General features: G+C 41.7%; 16 protein-coding genes. 8 read left to right on the top strand and 8 right to left on the bottom strand.

The window, feature by feature from the left end; genetic code table 11:
• Window positions 1-116: 116 nt before the first annotated feature.
• From glnG to glnA, 4 genes are all read right to left on the bottom strand, one after another.
• Window positions 117-1529 (bottom strand): nitrogen regulation protein NR(I), encoded by a 1413-nt coding sequence (gene glnG, locus FH976_RS06870; RefSeq protein WP_194090150.1) that lies wholly within the window; start codon window positions 1527-1529, stop codon window positions 117-119.
• 71 nt (window positions 1530-1600) lie between these two features.
• On the bottom strand, window positions 1601-2677 hold the full coding sequence (gene glnL / locus FH976_RS06865) for a nitrogen regulation protein NR(II) (protein WP_194090149.1): 1077 nt from the start codon (window positions 2675-2677) through the stop codon (window positions 1601-1603).
• Between the two features lie 107 nt (window positions 2678-2784).
• Window positions 2785-3381 carry a DUF4124 domain-containing protein gene (locus tag FH976_RS06860; protein ID WP_194090148.1) on the bottom strand — a complete coding sequence of 199 codons (597 nt, stop codon included), beginning with the start codon at window positions 3379-3381 and terminating at the stop codon, window positions 2785-2787.
• A gap of 169 nt (window positions 3382-3550) precedes the next feature.
• A complete protein-coding gene (gene glnA / locus FH976_RS06855) occupies window positions 3551-4960 on the bottom strand; it encodes a glutamate--ammonia ligase (protein ID WP_194090147.1) in 1410 nt (469 codons plus the stop codon).
• A gap of 587 nt (window positions 4961-5547) precedes the next feature.
• Between glnA and typA the strand changes: the two genes are divergently transcribed.
• From typA to FH976_RS06830, 5 genes are all read left to right on the top strand, one after another.
• Complete coding sequence (gene typA / locus FH976_RS06850) at window positions 5548-7377, top strand: translational GTPase TypA (RefSeq protein ID WP_194090146.1); 1830 nt, start codon at window positions 5548-5550, stop codon at window positions 7375-7377.
• Between the two features lie 301 nt (window positions 7378-7678).
• Window positions 7679-8203 carry an AAA family ATPase gene (locus tag FH976_RS06845; RefSeq protein WP_194090145.1) on the top strand — a complete coding sequence of 175 codons (525 nt, stop codon included), beginning with the start codon at window positions 7679-7681 and terminating at the stop codon, window positions 8201-8203.
• 8 nt (window positions 8204-8211) lie between these two features.
• Window positions 8212-9117 carry a virulence factor BrkB family protein gene (locus FH976_RS06840; protein ID WP_194090144.1) on the top strand — a complete coding sequence of 302 codons (906 nt, stop codon included), beginning with the start codon at window positions 8212-8214 and terminating at the stop codon, window positions 9115-9117.
• The gene (dtd, locus tag FH976_RS06835; protein ID WP_194090143.1) at window positions 9114-9551 is read left to right on the top strand and encodes a D-aminoacyl-tRNA deacylase; all 438 of its coding nucleotides are present in this window, start codon (window positions 9114-9116) and stop codon (window positions 9549-9551) included. The genes FH976_RS06840 and dtd overlap by 4 nt, the downstream gene beginning before the upstream one ends.
• A 45-nt stretch (window positions 9552-9596) precedes the next feature.
• Entirely contained in the window at window positions 9597-10520 is a 924-nt protein-coding gene (locus FH976_RS06830) for a bifunctional GNAT family N-acetyltransferase/hotdog fold thioesterase (RefSeq protein WP_194090142.1), read from the top strand.
• A gap of 129 nt (window positions 10521-10649) precedes the next feature.
• On the opposite strand, the gene FH976_RS06825 is transcribed toward FH976_RS06830, so the two are convergent.
• The 4 genes from FH976_RS06825 to hslR form a co-directional block, all read right to left on the bottom strand.
• On the bottom strand, window positions 10650-12677 hold the full coding sequence (locus FH976_RS06825) for an AsmA family protein (RefSeq protein WP_194090141.1): 2028 nt from the start codon (window positions 12675-12677) through the stop codon (window positions 10650-10652).
• Between the two features lie 311 nt (window positions 12678-12988).
• Window positions 12989-14614, bottom strand: a complete 1626-nt coding sequence (gene pckA, locus FH976_RS06820) for a phosphoenolpyruvate carboxykinase (ATP) (RefSeq protein WP_194090140.1) — start codon at window positions 14612-14614, stop codon at window positions 12989-12991.
• Window positions 14615-14933: 319 nt separating this feature from the next.
• A complete protein-coding gene (hslO, locus tag FH976_RS06815; RefSeq protein WP_194090139.1) occupies window positions 14934-15800 on the bottom strand; it encodes an Hsp33 family molecular chaperone HslO in 867 nt (288 codons plus the stop codon).
• 111 nt (window positions 15801-15911) lie between these two features.
• Window positions 15912-16301 carry a ribosome-associated heat shock protein Hsp15 gene (hslR, locus tag FH976_RS06810; protein ID WP_194090138.1) on the bottom strand — a complete coding sequence of 130 codons (390 nt, stop codon included), beginning with the start codon at window positions 16299-16301 and terminating at the stop codon, window positions 15912-15914.
• Window positions 16302-16610: 309 nt separating this feature from the next.
• Here hslR and gspC point away from each other — a divergent pair, with 309 nt between their 5' ends.
• The 3 genes from gspC (at window position 16611) to gspE (ending at window position 21216) form a co-directional block, all read left to right on the top strand.
• The gene (gene gspC / locus FH976_RS06805) at window positions 16611-17510 is read left to right on the top strand and encodes a type II secretion system protein GspC (RefSeq protein WP_194090137.1); all 900 of its coding nucleotides are present in this window, start codon (window positions 16611-16613) and stop codon (window positions 17508-17510) included.
• 146 nt (window positions 17511-17656) lie between these two features.
• Window positions 17657-19717, top strand: a complete 2061-nt coding sequence (gene gspD, locus FH976_RS06800) for a type II secretion system secretin GspD (RefSeq protein ID WP_194090159.1) — start codon at window positions 17657-17659, stop codon at window positions 19715-19717.
• Entirely contained in the window at window positions 19717-21216 is a 1500-nt protein-coding gene (gene gspE, locus FH976_RS06795; RefSeq protein WP_194090136.1) for a type II secretion system ATPase GspE, read from the top strand. The genes gspD and gspE overlap by 1 nt, the downstream gene beginning before the upstream one ends.

Genomic DNA, 21216 nt, shown 5'->3' with positions numbered 1-21216 from the left:
GATAAGCCGAAAATCTGAGTCATTTTTAATTCAACTACTTTAAATTTAGCAGGGTAGTAAAGCATAGTATCAGTACGATCGGATTACTCAAGATGAGTCATTAGATCGTAAAGGAATTAAAGGGACAGTTCTTTTAATTTTCTAGTCAGAGTATTTCGTCCCCAACCTAATAACTTAGCCGCATCTTGTTTGTGCCCATTGGTATGGGTTAATGCTGTTTGTAATAAAATACGTTCAAACTCTGGTTGAGCCATGGCAAGGAGGTCGGATTCGCCAGAAGCTAAAGCTTGTTGGGCCCAAGATTCTAACTGTTCTTGCCACGATTCTTGTTGAGTGCTTTCCGTAAGAGTTTTATTTTTTTCGCTCACCAGTTCAGTGGGTAAATCTGCGGGTAAGACTTCACTACCACTGGCCATTACGGTTAACCAGCGACAGGTGTTTTCTAATTGACGCACATTACCAGGCCAAGGCAATTGGTTTAGGGTTTCCACTGTTGTTGGATGTAACGACTTAGCATCAACCGCGAGCTCTTTTGCCGCGCGAGATAAGAAATGTGCCGCGAGTTTTTCAATATCTTGGCGGCGCTCTCTTAATGCGGGAATATGAACTCGGATAACATTCAACCGATGGAATAAATCTTCTCTAAATCCACCTTGATTGACCAGTTTTTCTAGATTCTGATGGGTGGCGGCAATAATGCGAACATCAACACTGACGGGCGCGTGGCCCCCGACACGATAAAATTGCCCATCCGCTAATACTCGCAATAATCGAGTTTGAATGTCTAAAGGCATATCGCCAATTTCATCTAAGAAAAGAGTGCCGCTATTTGCTTGTTCAAATCGACCTTGCCTCACCGCATTCGCACCAGTAAACGCCCCTTTTTCATGACCAAATAATTCAGATTCAATTAAATCTTTTGGAATTGCCGCCATATTAAGAGCGATAAAAGGCTTTGTTGATCGTGGACTATGACGATGGAGTGCATGGGCAACAAGCTCTTTGCCCGTACCTGATTCACCATTAATAAGAACGGAAATCGAGGAGCGAGATAAACGTCCAATAGCTCGAAACACCTCTTGCATCGCTGGTGCTTCACCTAATATTTCAGGTGTTACATCCTGAATTCGGCTCTGCGGTGCATTATCGGTACGTTGCTCATGGCTGTGCGTAATTGCACGTTCAACCAGAGTTAAGGCTTCATCAATATCAAAAGGTTTAGGAAGGTATTCAAAAGCGCCTTTTTGATACGCGTTCACCGCGGCATCTAGATCTGAGTGTGCTGTCATAATAATGACGGGTAAATTTGGATAACTACTTTGAAGCTGTTTGAGCAATGTCAATCCATCCATACCTGGCATGCGAATATCAGAGATAAGCACATCTGGCGTTTCTCTCTCCAAAGAGGAAATGACACTTTCTGCATCTGCAAATGTTTCACATTGGATGTTGGCAGAAGATAACGTTTTTTCTAATACCCAGCGGATAGAACTATCGTCATCGACAACCCATACGAATCCTTTACTCATGTCCTGATCCCCTTTGCAAGTTCCGATAATATACCCATGTTAATGGGGTGAACGTATAGTAATTACGCAGTTTAAATCGGTAAATAAATACTAAAAATGGTGTGTCCTGGCCAGCTTTCAACGTCGATTTTACCTTGGTGCTGGTCGATTATATTTTGTGAGATAGATAGCCCTAAACCAGTGCCACCTTCTCGGCCACTGATCATTGGGTAAAATAAGGTATCTTGTAGTTCACTTGGGATCCCCGGCCCGTTGTCTATTATTTCAATTAGAGCCACCAGTTTATGTCGTTGGCCATGAATATTGGCTTGATAAATGGTACGAGTGCGAATCGTTATTTTGCCATCGGGTTGCTGAGCTAAAATTTGTGCAGCATTACTGATGATATTGAGAAAAGCCTGCTCGACTTGATCAGCGTCCATCACAATAGGTGGCATACTAGGATCATAATCTCGCTTAATGACAATTTGGCTGCCAAATTCTAGCTCCACTAACTGACGGGCTTTCTCTATGACGAGATGTAAGTTTTCAGAGCATTTCTTTCCAGGCTTTTGAGGGCCGAGTAAACGGTCAACCAATACTCGTAGGCGATCGGCTTGCTCAATAATAATTTGGGTGTATTCGTTTAAATTGGGGTCTGGCAGCATACGACCAAGTAACTGTGCCGCACCGCGTAAACCGCCCAGAGGATTTTTAATTTCATGAGCAAGCCCTCGAACCAATAATTTTGCCGCTTGCTGTTGAGCATGCTGATTGAGTTCTTGGCTAAGTCTGCGTTGAGAATCAATTTTCCTGACTTCCACTAATAACATTAAATCGTTATCAAATTGTGTGTCGTGGAGTGATAAAGGGCTAACCGTAACTTCAAGCATTATAGGTTTTGCATTGATGACAAAGGTGACATCGCTATCGGTAATACTTTGACCGCTTTGTAATGGTTGAGTAAAAAGTGCTAAGTCCATTGAGGCATGTTGAATAAGCTGAGAAAGCGGTGTGCCTTGTAATCGTTTTAAGCTTTGAGAAAATAGCTGTTCAGCCGAAGGGTTGGCGTAATGAATGATCAACTTTTCATCTAATAGAAAAGTGGCAGTCACGAGATTACCGAGAATCGCGGCAGCGAGTGCTCCATTGTGATCTGATTGCATCATTATCTTGCCTTTGTTTTATTTGCACTAAATTGGTGCGTAAATAAGTTTCAGTATGGGGCATGATAAAAATCAGTACAAATAAAAAGACCAATGATACTGCCATACGTCTAATTTACGGTCGTTCTGTGTAGATATACCGTAATGATAGAAGATGATGCAATAACCTTGCCGCTTTCTATAACATTGATTGTTATTGTATGTTCACCACGATCAATATTGGTTAACTCCCAAAACATAGCGGTTTGCGGTGCACCAAAAGGTTGATTGTCGAGCATTAATTGCGCGCTCTCGCCAATGACTAATTTACGGCTTAAGTTTGCTTTGACGGTGATTAAGCCACGGCTGCTTCTTAATGTTTGATCATTGCTTGGTGTTTCAATATTGACGAGAATTTTTTTCTCAATTGATTGTTCATCTTTTGGTGGCATATTTTTTGATGGCACACTGTTTGATTCGTCTAACGGTACTTGAGCCACTGTGTCAGAAGGTTTATTAATATCACTGGTGTCGCTGTATTGATGTCTCGGAGCTGAGTTGCTTATATCGGGAAGTATAAGTTTTTCTCTGTTGGTGGTGCTAATCGTTTTTGCTGGAGGGGTATCGCTGAGATGCAAAACGCCATTATTGTCTGTCCACTTATACACTTCATTGGCATAGGAAAATGTAGTCACGAGTAAAATAAATATAAATGAATACCGTTTCATTATGTGGACTCCTTAGTTTTTACTCAGCTTATCGTTTGCCTCTTTACTCACAACAAAAAAAAGGCTCACCTGAGAGGCGAGCCTAAATTTTTCGTCTTATTTACACTGTTACAGTGTAAAACCTGTGCCAGATAACTTGCTTAGGATTAAACGAGTTATTGGTAAAGATTTATACCGAATAGTACAGTTCAAACTCAAGTGGGTGAACGGCCATATTAACGCGCTCAACATCTTTAGATTTCAGTTTGATATAAGAATCAATGAAATCATCAGAGAATACACCGCCTGAGGTCAAGAACTCACGATCGTCATCTAGTGCTTTCAACGCGATCTCAAGAGATTCAGCTACTTTCGGGATCTCTGCTGCTTCTTCTGCGGGTAAATCGTACAAGTCTTTATCCATAGCATCGCCAGGATGAATCTTGTTCTTAATACCATCAAGACCGGCCATTAATAGTGCAGCAAACGATAAATATGGGTTAGCCGCTGGATCTGGGAAGCGCGCTTCAATACGACGAGCTTTAGGGCTTGGTACTACTGGAATACGAATTGATGCAGAACGGTTACGAGCAGAGTATGCAAGCATAACTGGCGCTTCATATCCAGGTACAAGACGTTTGTATGAGTTAGTCGATGGATTAGCAAAGGCGTTAATTGCGCGCGCATGCTTGATGATGCCACCGATGTAGAAGAGTGCCATTTCAGATAAGCCGCCGTACTTATCGCCAGCAAACAGGTTTACACCATCTTTATTAAGAGACATGTGAACGTGCATGCCAGAGCCGTTGTCGCCAACGAGTGGTTTAGGCATGAAAGTCGCTGTTTTACCGTATGCATGAGCAACGTTATGAACAACATACTTATAAATTTGAATTTCATCTGCTTTTTCAGTCAAGGTATTAAAACGAGTTGCGATTTCGTTTTGACCTGCTGTGGCAACTTCGTGGTGATGAGCTTCAACGACAAGACCCATTTCTTCCATGATTAAACACATAGCAGAACGGATGTCTTGAGATGAATCAACCGGTGCTACTGGGAAGTAACCACCTTTAACGCCAGGACGGTGAGCTTTGTTACCGCCTTCATATTCTGTACCGCTATTCCACGCTGCTTCTATATCGTCAATTTTAAAGAATGCACCTGACATTTCGTTACTGAATCTAACGTCATCAAATAGGAAGAATTCTGGTTCAGGACCAACAAGCACGGTGTCAGCAAATCCGGCTGAGCGCATGAAGTCTTCTGCGCGTTTTGCGATAGAACGTGGATCGCGATCATAGCCTTGCATCGTTGCAGGCTCAAGAATGTCGCAGCGAATATTTAGCGTTGAGTCTTCTGTGAATGGATCTAATACTGCACTTGATGGATCTGGCATCATAACCATGTCAGATTCGTTAATGCCTTTCCAACCGGCAACAGATGAGCCATCGAACATCTTGCCATCTTCAAAGAAGTCTGCATCTACTTGGTGTGCAGGAATAGAAATATGCTGCTCTTTACCTATAGTGTCGGTAAAGCGTAAATCAATAAACTTAACTTCATTTTCAGCGATCAGAGAGAGTACGTTTTCAACTGACATCTTGGATAACCTCCGGTGTTATTAATACTGTTTGAACGATTAAAGCTATTCTTACTAGTGAACATGCTTTTTAGTAAACATATCTTTTAGTGGATATCAGCGTTAAGCGATCTTGATTGTTTAAAGTAATCAATGATGCTTAATACTAAGCTAAAATCGTGCCAAGAAAATAAATCCTTTAAATTCAAAGATCTAAAGTTATAAAGCCCAATAAGGTGCAAGTCGATGATCTAATTTGGTGCGCTATTGCACTATAGTGGTGCGAATGGTGCGACTTTGATGCAATCGATTGAATAACACCTATATTCAGCCGAGTATTTGATCGTTTGTCAATGAGGTTTGTAATGATAAGGCCGGGTTTTTATAAGTTGGGATGGATAGAATAAAGTGGGCGGATAAGGCACAATATATTTGATTTTTTTATGTCTAAATGGCAATCGAGCATTTAAATCGAAGGAAAAGCGTAAATAATCGCCACTTTGATCACATATTTCTAGAGTTTTTTCGAAAATCTGGTACATTTACGACCGTTTTTTTAATCAAGTTCGCCCAACGCTTGGGTGTCTTTTATAAGTGAATTGAATTCCATGACTACTCCACAGATTGATAAGTTAAGAAATATCGCGATTATCGCGCACGTTGACCACGGTAAAACAACCTTGGTTGATAAGCTTCTACAGCAATCGGGTACACTTGAATCTCGTGGTGAAGCTGAAGAGCGCGTCATGGACTCAAACGATATCGAAAAAGAACGTGGTATTACCATTCTTGCAAAAAATACTGCAATTAACTGGAATGGCTACCGTATCAACATCGTTGATACCCCAGGACACGCCGATTTCGGTGGTGAAGTAGAGCGCATCATGTCGATGGTTGACTCAGTTCTACTCATCGTTGATGCGGTTGATGGTCCTATGCCTCAAACACGTTTCGTTACTCAAAAAGCATTCTCACATGGTTTAAAGCCAATCGTTGTTATCAACAAAGTTGACCGTCCTGGTGCTCGTCCTGATTGGGTTATGGATCAAATTTTTGATTTATTTGATAACTTAGGCGCGACTGACGAACAACTAGACTTTAAAGTTGTTTATGCATCAGCATTGAACGGCTGGGCATCTATGGATGAAGCTGTAATTGGCGACAACATGGAACCACTTTTCCAAGCGGTTGTTGATAATGTTGAATGTCCAAATGTTGACGTTAATGGCGCATTGCAAATGCAAGTGTCTCAACTAGATTACAACTCTTACGTCGGTGTTATCGGCGTATGTCGTGTTACTCGTGGTAGCGTTAAACCAAACCAACAAGTCACTATTGTTGGCGCAGATGGCAAGAAACGTAACGGTAAAGTAGGCACAGTACTTGGGTACATGGGTCTTAGCCGTACTGAAGTTGACCAGGCTTTTGCTGGTGACATCATTGCCATCACTGGCTTAGGTGAGTTGAAAATTTCTGACACTATCTGTGATGTTAATGTGGTTGAAGCAATGAAACCACTGACGGTTGATGAACCAACAGTTACCATGACGTTCCAAGTCAACAATTCTCCGTTTGCTGGTAAAGAAGGTAAGTTTGTTACTTCACGTAATATTCTTGAGCGTCTAGAAAAAGAATTAGTACATAACGTTGCATTACGCGTTGAAGAAACGGATAGTCCAGACCGTTTCCGTGTTTCTGGCCGTGGTGAACTACACCTTTCTATCTTGATTGAGAACATGCGTCGTGAAGGTTACGAGCTTGCGGTATCTCGTCCTGAAGTCATCATCAAAGAAGAAAACGGTCAAAAAACAGAACCGTTTGAAACGGTAACGATTGATGTTATTGAAGAGAATCAAGGCGCGATCATGGAAAGCATCGGTCTTCGTAAAGGTGAGTTAACTAACATGAGCTTGGATGGTAAAGGCCGTGTTCGTATGGACTTTATGATGCCTTCTCGTGGTCTTATTGGTTTCCAAACTGAGTTCCTAACCATGACTTCTGGTACTGGTTTGATTTATCACTCATTTGATCATTACGGTCCGCATAAAGGTGGCATAATTGGCCAGCGCGCTAACGGCGTATTAGTTTCAAATGGTATGGGTAAAGCAGTAACGTACTCATTGTTTAACTTACAAGATCGTGGTCGTTTATTTGCAGAGCACGGTGATGAAGTTTATGAAGGTCAAATCATCGGTATTCATAACCGTGATAACGATTTAACCATCAACTGTCTTCGTGGTAAGCAATTAACTAACGTTCGTGCATCTGGTACTGATGAAGCACAAACGCTTTCTCCTGCGATTAAGTTTACGCTAGAGCAAGCACTAGAATTTATCGATGATGATGAGCTAGTAGAAGTAACACCAGAAAGCATCCGTATCCGTAAGCGTCATTTGACTGAAAATGAACGTAAGCGTGCAGGTCGTGGAACAAAATAAAACCACATCTGTTGTGATATAGTAAAAAGCCGATGTGATTGATTACATCGGCTTTTTTATTTAAATTTTTTAAAAATTATTGATAACAACCTTACTTATTTCCTGAGCATTCTTGCTTGTTAAACATTTCGATAGCTGCGTTGTAATTTTCGTTTGTAGAATCACGACCGAACAAAAAAATTTTATCTTGTTCTTAAAATGTTGTCTTTAGCACTCTCTAGTCAGGTAATTAGTGTTATTGGTATTATGTAGATTCTGGACTGAGACCTGAATGAGCGACAAGATTTTATATGGATAAAGAATGAAACCAATCATCATTACGGGTGGCCCAGGGGCAGGAAAAACCGCTATTATTGATGCCTTGAGTCTTCAAGGTTTTGCTACTTTCCCTGAGTCTTCTCGCTACTTGATCGAGCAACAATCTCAATTAGAACAAGGTATTTTACCTTGGGATAATTTAGCTCAGTTTGCAGAGTTATGTTTAGAACATATGCAGCGACAAAAAGAACAAGCTTTGCAAGTCGATGGGATGAGTTTTATGGATCGAGCGATCCCTGATATTGTGGCTTACTTAAAGCTTGGCCATCAATTAGTGCCTGATCATATTCGTAATGCAGGATTAGGTTATCACTCACAGGTTTTTGTTTGTCGGCCTCATTCTGCCATTTATGTTCAAGACGAAGTACGTCCGCATAGCTTTGAGCAAGCGTGTGAAGTGCATGACTTGATCATCGATATCTACACTGAATTAGGTTATAAAGTGATCGATGTGCCTTGGGCAAGTATCGAACAACGCGCCACTTATATTATTCAACAATTAGCTTAGGGACGAATATGAATTCACTACGGACAGTCGAAACTCGCTTAGGTCTATACCTGCACTACTTTGTGTATTTAAAGCAAAGAGTCGTGCATGATCGATTAGCGGTGAATGCTGGGTATATGGCTTATATTACGTTGCTCTCATTAGTACCACTTACGACGGTGTTGGTCACTGGACTGTCTAAATTTCCTGTGTTTGAAGGGATTAGCAACCAGGTTCAAGAGTTTATTTTTAGTAATTTTGTTCCCTCGACGGGCTATGCAGTAAAAGATGCTATTAATTCTTTTATTGATAATACCGCTAAAATGACCGCTATTGGGGGTACTTTTGTCTTTATTACCGCAATGTTATTGATTTCAACCATTGATAAAAATTTGAATTATATCTGGCGAGTGAAGCGTAAACGTCGCTTGGTGTATTCTTTTTCTATGTATTGGATGGTTTTGACCTTGGGGCCGCTTTTTATTGGTTTAAGTTTGGCCTTAACTTCCTATATAACGTCAACTCAAATTCTAAGTAGTGAGGCGCTTAATTTAGTCTATCGGCTTCTTCCTATGCTGTTCTCTGCCTTTGCTTTTTTTGGCCTTTATCTATTAGTCCCAAATATTAAAGTGAAAATCTTTCATGCTTTAAGCGGCGCGCTTGTCGCCGGGATATTATTTGAACTCAGTAAGAAAGGCTTTGCTCTTTACATTACCGCCTTTCCATCATACCAATTAATTTATGGGGCCATTGCGGCCATTCCAATCTTATTTGTTTGGATATATTTGTGTTGGTTTATTGTCTTAATTGGCGCAGAAGTCACGGCCAGCTTAGGTGAGCGTGAGCATTGGAATGAAAGCGAACCTTTTCATCATTTAGAGCATTTATTAGATAAATTGACGAGAAAAGACGACAAAAAGGACGACACATTGTGATCGCTCTTATTCAACGAGTGAGCGAAGCCAGTGTGCGTGTTGACGGGGAGATTGTCGGTGAAATACAGCAAGGCTTATTGGTGTTGTTGGGGGTTGAGAAAAACGATGATGAAGCCAAAGCGAAGCGTTTAACTGAGCGAGTATTAGGGTATCGCATCTTTGAAGATGACGGTGGAAAAATGAACTTAAATGTTCAGCAAATCGGTGGCAGTGTTTTAGTTGTCTCGCAATTTACCTTGCCAGCGGATACTCAAAAAGGCATGCGGCCAAGTTTTTCAAAAGGTGCGGATCCGGTAGAAGCGCAGCGTTTGTATGATTATTTTTCTTTATGCTGCCAAGACACAGGAATAAAAACGCAAAATGGTCGTTTTGGCGAGGATATGAAAGTGGCATTGGTCAATGATGGACCAGTGACGTTTTGGCTACAGGTTTAACTCGAGTTAATGGTACGCCAATCAATGAATAAATAAGGGATTAAGATGTTTAAGTTAGTGACGCCAAAAACAGATGCGGATTTACAACGTTATTACCATTTTCGTTGGCAAATGTTGCGTGAACCTTTTCATCAGCCAGTTGGTTCAGAGCGAGATGAGTATGATGAAATGAGTTCACATCGCATGATTGTGGATGGACGCAATCGGATCATGGCGGTAGGGCGAATTTATCTTACTCCTAATAATGAAGGGCAAGTACGCTACATGGCGGTGAATCCTAATCATAGAGGGAAAGGGCTAGGTTCGTTGATTCTGGTCGCTCTGGAAGCTTATGCGATGCAAGAAGGGGCAAAGCGCTTAGTATGTAATGCCCGTCAAGATGCCATTGCTTTTTATAATCATAATGGATTTGAAAGCCAAGGTGAGTTGAGTGATGAGGTTGGGCCGATTCGACATCAACAAATGGTCAAAAAACTGAATGCATTATCTCAAGTGACTCATCGACCAGATTGGTGTGATGAACTACAAAATAGATGGCGACAAGAAATTCCAATTTGTGGGGCGATGGGAATAAGAATTAGCCAATATACAGGTTATCGATTTGAGTGTTCAGCGCCGCTTAATCCCAATATTAATCCGCATGAAACCATGTTCGCAGGATCTCTTTTCACTCTAACCACCTTAACCGGATGGGGAATGGCATGGTTGTTAATGCGTGAAAAAGGGTTGGAAGCCGACATTATTTTAGCCGACAGCCAAATACGCTTTAGGGCGCCGGTTACTGAAAGCCCGATCGCCGTGACTTCTCTTGATGGGATCAGTGGGGACTTGGATCGTTTAGAAAATGGACGCCGTGCGCGTATTATTGTCAAAGTGACGGTATACAGTGGTGATACGCCAGCCGTAGAATTTACAGGAACGTACATGCTAATGACAGACTTCTTAGGAGAGGAGCCTGTCGTTCGTTAGCTGATTTTTCTTAGTGGCTTTACTAATTACTGTTCTAACGGATGTTTCTCAGTAAATAACCCTTTAATGAGAAGGGTTATCTAATGAGTAATGACTATCCAGTGGACAGCCATTCTCCAGTAAACAATGCTATTTCGACGATTGGCAACTGTCTTCAACGGCAATGCCATCTCGATCACCTAATAAGTTAAAGGTTAGCGCTTTGCACTTTCCTTCCAATCGATATTGTATATTGCCTTTTTGCGGGAAAAGAAAATCATACTTGCCGCCTAGGTGAGCTGAAAAATCCTCCCCCTTAATGCTAAAAGGGTTTAGAGACACTCGACCACGATCGGCGTTTAAATGAATGTCTCCGATCATTACAGGTTTACGAAGCACTTCATCTTTTTTGTCGGTATCTTTGGCGGAGGTTTGTGCATTCTGGGCATTAGCCTGCGAGCTATCTAGACTGTGCTCATCGATTGGCGCCAATTGTGCTTGTTGGTTTCTTAGCCAAAGAGTTTCAAAGTTATCACTGCTGGTGGCTTGACTGATGGTCGCATCCAGTTTTCCGGCCACACTGTGATTAAAAATAAGTTGATCACCATATAAACCTTCAGCATTAATCGTTAAGTCAGTTATCCCATCTAAATGTAAAGGTAAGTTAAAGCCACGAGTAATAAACCTCAACGGAATGCCAGAGGCATCAAGGTTCAAGCTCCAAGGTTGGCTTGTCTGCATATAAGCCATATCTGCTTTGCCTTTAACTAGCCCATCCTCTAACGGCACAAATAGGTTCTCTAGCCAAAAGTGCCCATCTTTAGAATGCATGTTAAGCAATAAATTACGACTGGTTACTTTATCGTAGGTGGCGCTACTGGCACTGATGCTAAGACTGCCACCCCAAAGCCCCCATTGACCAGTACGTTTTAGTTCAAGTTCATCGCCATCAATACTCATTCCTGAAGTTTGCATCGCAGGCTCTTGAGTGAGGTCGATGACTTGAACATTGCTGATGGTTAAGGTGGTGGCAGTAATCGTGTCGAGTTGTTGTAGATATTGCAATGCCAATGCTTTTGAGTCGGCGGATGGGATCCATTTTATGTTATTTATATTTAGCTGATTAAATTGCAAGCTGGTTGGCGTTAGCGTTGCTTGTAAGTTGATATCGCCTTGTAACGCTTCTAATGACAAGCTTTTTACAATAGCCTGCTGAGGATGAAGATTAAGATCTAAGCGAGGCGAGGCAATGGCTTCTCCCATCATACTCATGGATTGTGCGGAAGCGGTAATCGCTGCATTTTGTTGATCCCACAACTTAAAAGGGAGCTTGATATGTTGAGCATTCACAGTGAGATTATTTGCTGTGAATTTGGGAGTGTCCAGGCTGGAATTACTCACATTAAGCTGCTCAATATTCATCGGTATGCGTGTAAACCAGCCTAATATAGCTGGCTTGATTGCATCGAGGTTTTGCTGTTGCAGTCTAAGCCCTGAAATAGATACTTGCGGAAGTTGCCAAGCCTTGGTGGATGCTATTTTAGTGGCTTGAGCCTTGAATTTTCCTTTATGCCAGTCAAATTGAATATCATAAAACGTGGTGCTTTCTGGGGTAATATCCGCATCTAGAACAACATGATCAAGAGCCTCACCTTGCCAGTAAATTTGATCTGCAGAAATTTGTATTTGACCATAAAAAGGTAAGATTTTCGATGGATGATATTGTGGTTGTTTAATCTGAATGCTCATATCACGCGCCACCCAACCATGATCGGCGAAATCAATGCTAGAGATAGACAACTGATTAATGTGAATATATGGAAATACACTTAGGGTCGGCCAACCATTCTGCAGTGCCATACCTTCAAGTAACACATTATCAATCTGTAATTTACCGTCTTTCCAAATTGGGTTATCCAGCCAGACTTCAACATGGCGAAGTAAAATGGATTTTTTAGTGTTAGGTTTCTTTATTAATACCCCTTCAAAAGTGAAATGATCAGGTTGTCGATAAGAATAGCGAACCTCACGGACTTCAATTGATTGGTTCAAAATATGCTCAAAAGCAAAGTTGACTAAATTCGGAGCATACCGAGTATGCAACGTGGCGTAAGAGGCGGCTACAATCACCATTAATAACGCAATAAAACCAGCAATAATGGTAAGCAACCTTCTCATGGATCATCCTGTCAGTTGAGATTCATTGTAGAGGCTTCAATTTATAGAAGATTAGCGCTTGAGTGAAGTATTGTTTCTCTAAAACCGGATATAAAGAGGAGGATTATGTTGAGATACCAGCCTTAATTGAAGGTGCAGTCTCAATTATTTTGGGTTAATTCGTTGACATGGATCGTGTTCTGCTTTGAATTGACCCGAGACCCGAGACCCGAGACCCGAGACCCGAGACCCGAGACCCGAGACCCGAGACCCGAGACCCGAGACCCGAGACCCGAGACCCGAGACCCGAGACCCGAGACCCGAGCCGATCGTTAATTTTTCTGTGGCCCAGCAGCGATTAAAGATTTTCCTTCATCGTTGTCGGTGTATTGAGCAAAGTTTTTAATAAATAAGTTCGCTAATTCCTCTGCTTTTGTTTGCCATTGCTCGCTTGATTGATAAGTGTCACGGGGATCTAAGATCGCAGGATCGACTTTTGGTAGCGAGGTAGGCACTTCCAAATTAAAGATTGGAATGATTTTAGTTTCAGACTGATCAATTGAGCCATCTAAAATCGCATCAATAATACCGCGCGTATCTTGAATCGAGATACGCTTGCCTGTGCCGTTCCAACCCGTATTGACGAGGTAAGCCTCTGCGCCAGCGGCTTCCATGCGTTTTACTAACACTTCTGCGTATTGAGTTGGGTGCAATGTTAAAAATGCGGCCCCAAATGCAGCCGAGAAAGTCGGGGTTGGTTCGGTGATTCCTCGTTCTGTACCAGCTAGTTTAGCGGTGAATCCAGATAAAAAATGGTATTTAGTTTGTTCTGGCGTCAGCTTAGAAACTGGCGGAAGCACTCCGAAAGCATCAGCCGTTAAGAAAATAACTTTTTGTGCATGGCCCGCTTTTGATACTGGTTTTACAATATTATCAATGTGGTAGATAGGGTAAGACACTCGGGTATTTTCGGTTTTGGAGCCATCGTCAAAATCAATGATGCCTTGCTCGGTTACCGTCACGTTTTCTAATAAAGCATCGCGGCGAATCGCGTTGTAGATATCCGGCTCCGCTTCTTTGGATAGGCGAATGGTTTTGGCATAACAACCACCTTCAAAGTTGAATACACCATCGTCGTCCCAACCATGTTCGTCATCACCAATCAATTGACGTTTTGGATCGGTTGATAGTGTGGTTTTTCCGGTTCCTGATAAGCCAAAGAAAATAGCGACATCACCTTGTTCACCAACGTTGGCAGAGCAATGCATTGAGGCCATGCCTTTGAGGGGAAGAAGGTAATTCATCATCGCAAACATGCCTTTCTTCATCTCGCCGCCGTACCAAGTCCCACCAATAATTTGAATGCGTTCGGTTAAGTTAAAAGTTACAAAGTTTTCAGAGTGTAGACCTTGCTCTTGCCAGTTTGGATTATTGGTTTTTGCGCCATTCATGACGATAAAATCAGGCTTGAAGGTTTTTAATTCTTCATCCGTTGGGCGAATAAACATATTTTTTACAAAGTGAGCTTGCCATGCGACTTCGGTAATAACTCTAACTTGTAAGCGGGATTCTGGATTGGCGCCACAAAAGCAATCCACTACAAATAGGCGTTTATTAGAGAGCTGTTTGGTGACTAAGGATTTTAAATCTTGCCATACGGCTTGAGTGATCGGTTTGTTGTCGTTTTTTCCTTGATCGGACCACCATAAAGTATCGCGAGTTGTATCATCTTTGACGATGTATTTATCTTTTGGTGAACGGCCGGTAAAAATACCAGTATCGACAGAGATGGCGCCTAATTCCGTTACGATGCCTTTTTCATAACCGGATAAACTGGCTAGGGTTTCTTCTGCAAACAATACGTCGTAGCTCGGGTTATGAAGTACGTCAGTTACCTGATTAATACCATATTGAGTGAGATCTATTTTTTGTGTCACGTTGCGTTGCGTAACCGTCATAGATGATCCTTAGTTTCAAATTATAGGGAATTTAAGTTTGGGGTTCATGTTGTGCCTAGCTCGTACATAAACGATGACGTCATCTTAACCACTTTATTATTATGGTTTTATCGTTAGCGTCACAAAATGACTCTATCAAATAATAATGATTGAAAACCGCGATCTGAAACCACTATGATTATTATTTAAATAAAAATAAGTGAGGATATTTATCGGTAAAATTTAGAATAAAAGATAACTAAATGAAAAAAAGCCAACATAATGTCGGCTTTTAAGTAAAAAATGATAACTTACTGTAATCAGTAAATTAACGGGATTGTTAATGTAACGTTTTTTTTGCTTCCGCGAGAATATGTTCAACTTGCGCAGAATCAAAAGAATAACTAGTGCCACAATAATCACAATGCAGTGCGACTTCACCTTCTGTGAGTAAAATATCGTCTAGCTCATCTTTGGCTAAAGTGGCGATGGCACCTGCGCTGCGCTCACGCGAACAACCACAAAAGAACTCAATAGCTTGAGGATCAAAAACCTTAACTTCTTCTTGGTTATATAAACGATATAACAAATCATGCGCATCTAAAGAGAAAAGTTCTTCATCTTTGATGGTTTCAGTTAGCTTCTCTAAATGCTCAAAATCATCAGCAGAGCCCGTCCCGTCGGGCATGATTTGCAGCAACATTCCAGCAGCATGAGCTTGTCCTTCATGCGTGCCGGTACGTAACCATAAGCGTGTTTTTAATTGCTCAGAACGCTCAAAATAACCTTCGAGAATTTCCGCCAACGTATCGCCTTCTAATCCCACAACACCTTGGTAGCGCTCACCTTGTTTTGGTGAAATGGTGATCACAAGATGACCTTTTCCGATAAGCTGATGTAAAGTTGCATTCGCGTCAATGTGACCTTCCCAACGCGCAACACCACGAAGTTTTTGTTCATGGTCACCGTTGATAACAGCAAGAGAAACAGGGCCATCACCTTGCAGTTGCAGAGTGATTGAACCTTCAAATTTTAACGTCGCGGTCAGTAAACTGGTGGCAACTTGTAATTCACCTAATAAATTACGAATAGGTTGCGGGTAATCCTTACTGGCAAGAATGTGTTGGTAAGCACTATCAAGTTGAACCAATTCGCCGCGTACGGATAAATTTTCAAATAAATAGCGATGTAAAAGATTATTTGCCATCAGTTAGGGAACTCCCTGAGGTTATTGATGTTTAATAGTCATATTTGACTAAAAAGATAAAGAGTAGATATAGAGAAATAAGAGACATTGCGGTCTAAGCCGAGTCTCTGATTACTGTTGTTTGAAGCGAATGATACTCCGCCGTTGTTTTTTATCTGGACGTTTATCAGGACTTGGACTGTACAGCGCATTGAGTTTATGTTTTTTTGCATCTTCTTCTCGCTTAGTGATGCTTTCTGGTGTTTCGCTATACAGGGTTTGTGCTTCAGGTGCACCGCGTCGGTGCTCAGATATTTTTTCGATAATGATGGTTTTTTCTTCATTACCTTGGCGTATGCGCAGTTTCGCACCAAGCTCAACCATTTTACTGGGTTTGCTACGCTGGTCATTATAGTGAACTTTACCACCATCAACCATACTACGTGCAATTGATCGGGTTTTATAAAATCGAGCAGCCCAAAGCCATTTGTCTAAACGTAGCGATAAAGTTTGTGAACTCATTCTGAGATATTGCCTTAAAAGGTTTACAGTCAAAAGTAGATAAAGAATGGTGGTGCGAGATTAATATTTCAAGGTTTCTGAGACACAAAAATAAGCAGAGCAATTATTTATTTTGTCACCAATGTCGCGATAATGATGTGTTTATATAAGATTTTATATCACCCAAGCTAAAATGGTGTCAGATTTGCCTGTTTAGTTAAGTTTTAAGATGTTTTTATTTGGTTGGATAGCATTTAAACGGTAAAGTTACAGATCATATAACGATAAATATTAGTTCGTGAGCGCAATAAGAATGGAGTCTTAATTAACATGCCACCCTCGATGACTTCAAAAATGGATTACAGAGGTCAACTATCTCAAGTTACAGCACGATTTATGTCTCATCAGGCATCCATTTCTTACGCTTGTACCTTAGTATTACTTGCCTTAATTGCATGGTTTGTTGGGATCCTTTTTTGGTCAATTCTGACGCCAGCCCCAAGTGTTAGCCATTGGGCAGCACTAAGTGTAACGTCAACTCATATTGTTCGTAACAATGGCGATCATACCTCGGATCTGACGAATAGTGATCTGTTTGGTCGTTATAGTCAGGAATCGATAACGAGTAAGCCAGTGGTTAAAGATGCACCGCAAACACGATTAAATCTTACCTTGGTGGGGGCGGTGGCCAGTAATAATCCTAAATTCAGTCTAGCGGTTATCGCCAATCAAGGAAAACAATCTACTTATGGTTTAGGTGAAACGATTGACGGTACTCGAGTGACGTTGAAATCTGTATTGGTCGATCGAGCGATTATTGATAATCAGGGGCGTGATGAAACCTTGATGTTAGAAGGCATTGATTACAGTAAGCTAAATCAAAATGCAACGCCTAAAGCAGCAGAATCACCTAAATCATCAAATACTAATTTGGTTAAAATACGTGAAGAAATTTCACAAGATCCGCAAAAAATATTCCAATACATTCGTTTATCACAAGTGATGGATGAAGGACAATTAAAAGGCTATCGAGTTCGTCCTGGGCAACAACGTGAATTATTTGATTCGGTTGGACTACAAGATGGCGATATTGCGACCGTATTAAATGGGCGTGATTTAACTGATTCATCACAAATGACCGCATTGTGGAAAGATGCTTTAAGTGCGCAGCAATGGAATTTAACCGTTGAGCGTAATGGGCAAGTGCACGATATATATATTGAGTTTTGATAAGTGACTAATTTTAAATAGACAGCATTTTTAAAGAGACAGTCGGTTTTAAGTCGATAGAAAATTTTAAGCGATGACGATCGTTTCAGGATAATTATAGTCACCGTTTGGGTGGGCAGGAGCATTGCGTGAAGAACGTGAACCGAATAAAAAAATCGATAAAAAAAGCCGCGTTTGTTTTAGTCGCCAGCCTCGTTTGGTGTTCGGCTTCGGCAGAAGAGTTTAGCGCTAGTTTTAAAGGTACTGATATCCAAGAGTTTATCAATATCGTGGGTAGAAATTTAAATAAGACCATCATCGTTGATCCTTCTATTCGAGGGAAAATTGATGTGCGTAGCTACGATGTTTTGAGTGAAGAACAGTATTATAAATTCTTCTTAAATGTGCTCGAAGTGTATGGTTTTGCTGTGGTTGAGATGGACAACAACATATTAAAAGTGATTAAAGCGAAAGATGCAAAAACATCGGCAATCCCTGTCGTTGGTGATCACTCCAGTATTACCGGTGATGCGGTTATTACTCGCGTAGTGGCGGTCAAGAATGTTTCGGTTCGTGACCTTTCACCTATTTTGCGTCAACTTAATGATAATGCCGGAGCCGGTAACGTGGTGCATTATGATCCCGCCAATATTATTTTGCTAACAGGTCGAGCATCAGTGGTAAATCGCTTAGCCGATATCATTAAACGCGTCGATCAGGCGGGTGATAAAGAAGTCGAAGTAATTGAATTAAATAATGCATCAGCTACTGAAATGGTGCGTATTGTTGATGCTTTAAATAAAAGCGGTGATGCCAAAAATACTCCCGAATTACTGCAGCCTAAATTGGTGGCCGATGAGCGTACTAACTCCATTCTGCTCTCTGGTGAGCCGAAAGTTCGTGAGCGTTTGAAAAAACTGATAAAACAGCTTGATGTTGAAATGGCGACAAAAGGTAATAACCGAGTGGTTTACTTGCGTTATGCCAAAGCAGAAGATTTAGTTAAAGTACTTGATGGTGTCTCTGACAATCTGCAGGCGGAAAAACAAACCAAATCTCCTACAGGTCAATCGTCTTCAAAAGGTAGTGCAATGATTACCGCCGACCCTGGTACCAATTCACTGGTATTAACGGCGCCGCCCGATATTATGAGAGCGTTAGAAGATGTAATTTCTCAGTTGGATATTCGCCGTGCCCAAGTGCAAGTTGAAGCCTTGATTGTTGAATTGGCCGAAGGTGAAGGCATCGATCTCGGGGTGCAATATGCCAATACTGAAACCGGTAGCATGGTGCAATACGGCAATGCCAATGCCAAAATTGGCGCAGTCGCGGTAGGGCTAAAAGAGGCTGAGTCGCAAGAAGGAACATATATAACTAATCCTAGTACAGGAGAAGTTATCAAAAAAAACCCAGATACCAAAGGTGATTATTCCTCGTTGGCGTCAGCTCTATCCGGCGTAAACGGTGCCGCATTAAGTATTGTAAAAGGCGACTGGGCGGCGTTAGTGAGCGCGGTAGCAACAGACTCGAATTCTAATATCCTATCTTCTCCAAGTATTACGGTGATGGATAATACCGAAGCTTCTTTTATTGTGGGTGAGGAAGTCCCTGTGATTACCGGTTCAACGGCTGGAGCGGATAACGATAATCCATTCCAAACCGTTGATCGAAAAGAAGTCGGCATTAAACTTAAAGTGACGCCGCAAATTAACGAAGGCGACTCGATTCAAATGAAGATCGAGCAAGAAGTATCGAACGTATTGGGCGCCAATGGTGCGGTCGATGTGCGTTTTGCTAAGCGCCAAATTAGTACCACTGTGATGGTTGAAGATGGCCAAATGATTGTTTTAGGTGGTTTGATTTCGGAAGAAACTCAAGAGAGTAAATCTAAAATCCCATGGTTGGGTGATATCCCTTATTTAGGGGTGTTGTTTTCTTATACCAATAGCAGCAAACAAAAACGTAATTTGATGGTATTTATCAAACCAACCATTATTCGTAATGGCATGGCCGCCGATGGTCTTTCTAGTCGTAAATATAATTATATTCGCGCCGAGCAATTATACCGCGCCCAAAAAGGTATTCGCTTAATGCCAAATGTCGAGGTTCCTGTTGTAGCGAAATTAGGCAAAGAGGCTCGTCAGCCTGCCGAGATTCAAGCATTTCTTGAACAGTTGAAAAATGCCGAGCCTAAGCAAGCTGAACTCAAAGCGCAAGGTGAGCAATAATGGTTGAGTTGCCAACTGGCGAAACCCAGCATAGCGTATTGCGTTTGCCGTTTGCTTTCGCTCGGCGGCATCAAGTGGTGTTGGAATGTGAAGACTTAAAGACGACTTTGTACTTTGTTGAGCAACCATCACCACAAGTGTTGTTGGAAATTCGTCGAGCGCTTGGTCATAGCTTTATGCCTAAGCAATTAACCAAGCAAGAATTTGAAAATAAACTGACGGAATCCTATCAACGGGATTCCTCTGAAGCGCGTCAGTTAATGGAAGATATTGGCGCAGATGATGATTTTTTTTCACTGGCGGAAGAGTTGCCAGAGAATGAAGATTTATTAGAATCAGAAGATGATGCACCGATCATCAAATTGATTAACGCCATGTTAGGCGAAGCAATCAAAGAAGGTGCATCGGATATACACATTGAAACGTTTGAGAAAGTGTTATCGATTCGTTTTCGTGTCGATGGTGTACTACGAGAGGTGTTAACGCCAAGTCGCAAGCTTGCCCCCATTTTAGTGTCACGGGTTAAGGTAATGTCTAAATTGGATATTGCCGAAAAACGAGTACCACAAGATGGGCGAATATCTCTTCGTATTGGGGGTCGAGCGGTGGATGTGCGGGTTTCTACCATGCCATCTTCCCACGGCGAGCGAATCGTAATGCGTTTACTGGATAAAAATGCTACTCGTCTTGATTTGCATAGTTTAGGGATGACCGCTGAAAACCATGCCACTTTCCGCCGTTTAATTGCGCGTCCTCATGGCATTATCTTGGTGACAGGGCCAACAGGTTCGGGTAAATCCACCACCTTGTATGCCGGTCTGCAAGAGCTTAATACTACAGAACGTAATATTCTCACGGTTGAAGATCCGATTGAATTTGATATTGATGGCATTGGTCAAACTCAAGTCAATACCAAAGTGGATATGACCTTTGCTCGTGGTTTACGCGCTATTTTACGTCAAGATCCTGATGTGGTGATGGTAGGGGAAATTCGCGACCTCGAAACCGCACAAATCGGTGTACAAGCCTCGTTAACGGGTCACTTAGTCATGTCTACTCTGCACACCAATACTGCTATTGGTGCGATCACTCGTTTGCGGGATATGGGAATTGAACCATTCTTAATTTCGTCTTCTTTATTGGGCGTATTAGCCCAGCGCTTGGTCAGAACATTATGCAAAAGCTGTAAAGCGCCTTATCAAGCCGATAATGAACAGAAGAAACTGTTTAATCTTCAATCACCAGAAGAACTCATACTTTATAAAGCGGTAGGCTGTGAGCATTGCAACAATAAAGGTTACCGTGGTCGAACGGGTATTCACGAAATGCTGGTGATTGATGATACAACACAAGAATTGATCCATGCTGAAGCGGGTGAGCAAGTGATCGAAAAAGCGATTCGAGCCAAAACCCCAAGTATTCGAGATGATGGCCTAGCTAAGGTAAGGCAAGGGATCACGACGCTAGAAGAAGTTCTTCGTGTGACAAAGGAAGTCTAA

It is taken from the genome of Vibrio hibernica, from assembly GCF_015223435.1.
In the GTDB taxonomy this organism is placed as follows: domain Bacteria; phylum Pseudomonadota; class Gammaproteobacteria; order Enterobacterales; family Vibrionaceae; genus Vibrio; species Vibrio hibernica.
Note: the sequence above shows the minus strand (reverse complement) of the source record. Positions and strands in the feature narration are given on the sequence as shown.

What these genes read in the sequence shown, in the direction of transcription:
- glnL (WP_194090149.1), bottom strand. Translation starts at nt 2,677, where the DNA reads ATGATGCAATCAGATCACAATGGAGCACTCGCTGCCGCGATTCTCGGT.
- FH976_RS06825 (WP_194090141.1), bottom strand. Translation starts at nt 12,677, where the DNA reads ATGAGAAGGTTGCTTACCATTATTGCTGGTTTTATTGCGTTATTAATG.
- gspE (WP_194090136.1), top strand. Translation starts at nt 19,717, where the DNA reads ATGGTTGAGTTGCCAACTGGCGAAACCCAGCATAGCGTATTGCGTTTG.
- pckA (WP_194090140.1), bottom strand. Translation starts at nt 14,614, where the DNA reads ATGACGGTTACGCAACGCAACGTGACACAAAAAATAGATCTCACTCAA.
- FH976_RS06840 (WP_194090144.1), top strand. Translation starts at nt 8,212, where the DNA reads ATGAATTCACTACGGACAGTCGAAACTCGCTTAGGTCTATACCTGCAC.
- hslR (WP_194090138.1), bottom strand. Translation starts at nt 16,301, where the DNA reads ATGAGTTCACAAACTTTATCGCTACGTTTAGACAAATGGCTTTGGGCT.
- hslO (WP_194090139.1), bottom strand. Translation starts at nt 15,800, where the DNA reads ATGGCAAATAATCTTTTACATCGCTATTTATTTGAAAATTTATCCGTA.
- glnA (WP_194090147.1), bottom strand. Translation starts at nt 4,960, where the DNA reads ATGTCAGTTGAAAACGTACTCTCTCTGATCGCTGAAAATGAAGTTAAG.
- typA (WP_194090146.1), top strand. Translation starts at nt 5,548, where the DNA reads ATGACTACTCCACAGATTGATAAGTTAAGAAATATCGCGATTATCGCG.
- gspC (WP_194090137.1), top strand. Translation starts at nt 16,611, where the DNA reads ATGCCACCCTCGATGACTTCAAAAATGGATTACAGAGGTCAACTATCT.
- FH976_RS06845 (WP_194090145.1), top strand. Translation starts at nt 7,679, where the DNA reads ATGAAACCAATCATCATTACGGGTGGCCCAGGGGCAGGAAAAACCGCT.
- glnG (WP_194090150.1), bottom strand. Translation starts at nt 1,529, where the DNA reads ATGAGTAAAGGATTCGTATGGGTTGTCGATGACGATAGTTCTATCCGC.
- FH976_RS06860 (WP_194090148.1), bottom strand. Translation starts at nt 3,381, where the DNA reads ATGAAACGGTATTCATTTATATTTATTTTACTCGTGACTACATTTTCC.
- FH976_RS06830 (WP_194090142.1), top strand. Translation starts at nt 9,597, where the DNA reads ATGTTTAAGTTAGTGACGCCAAAAACAGATGCGGATTTACAACGTTAT.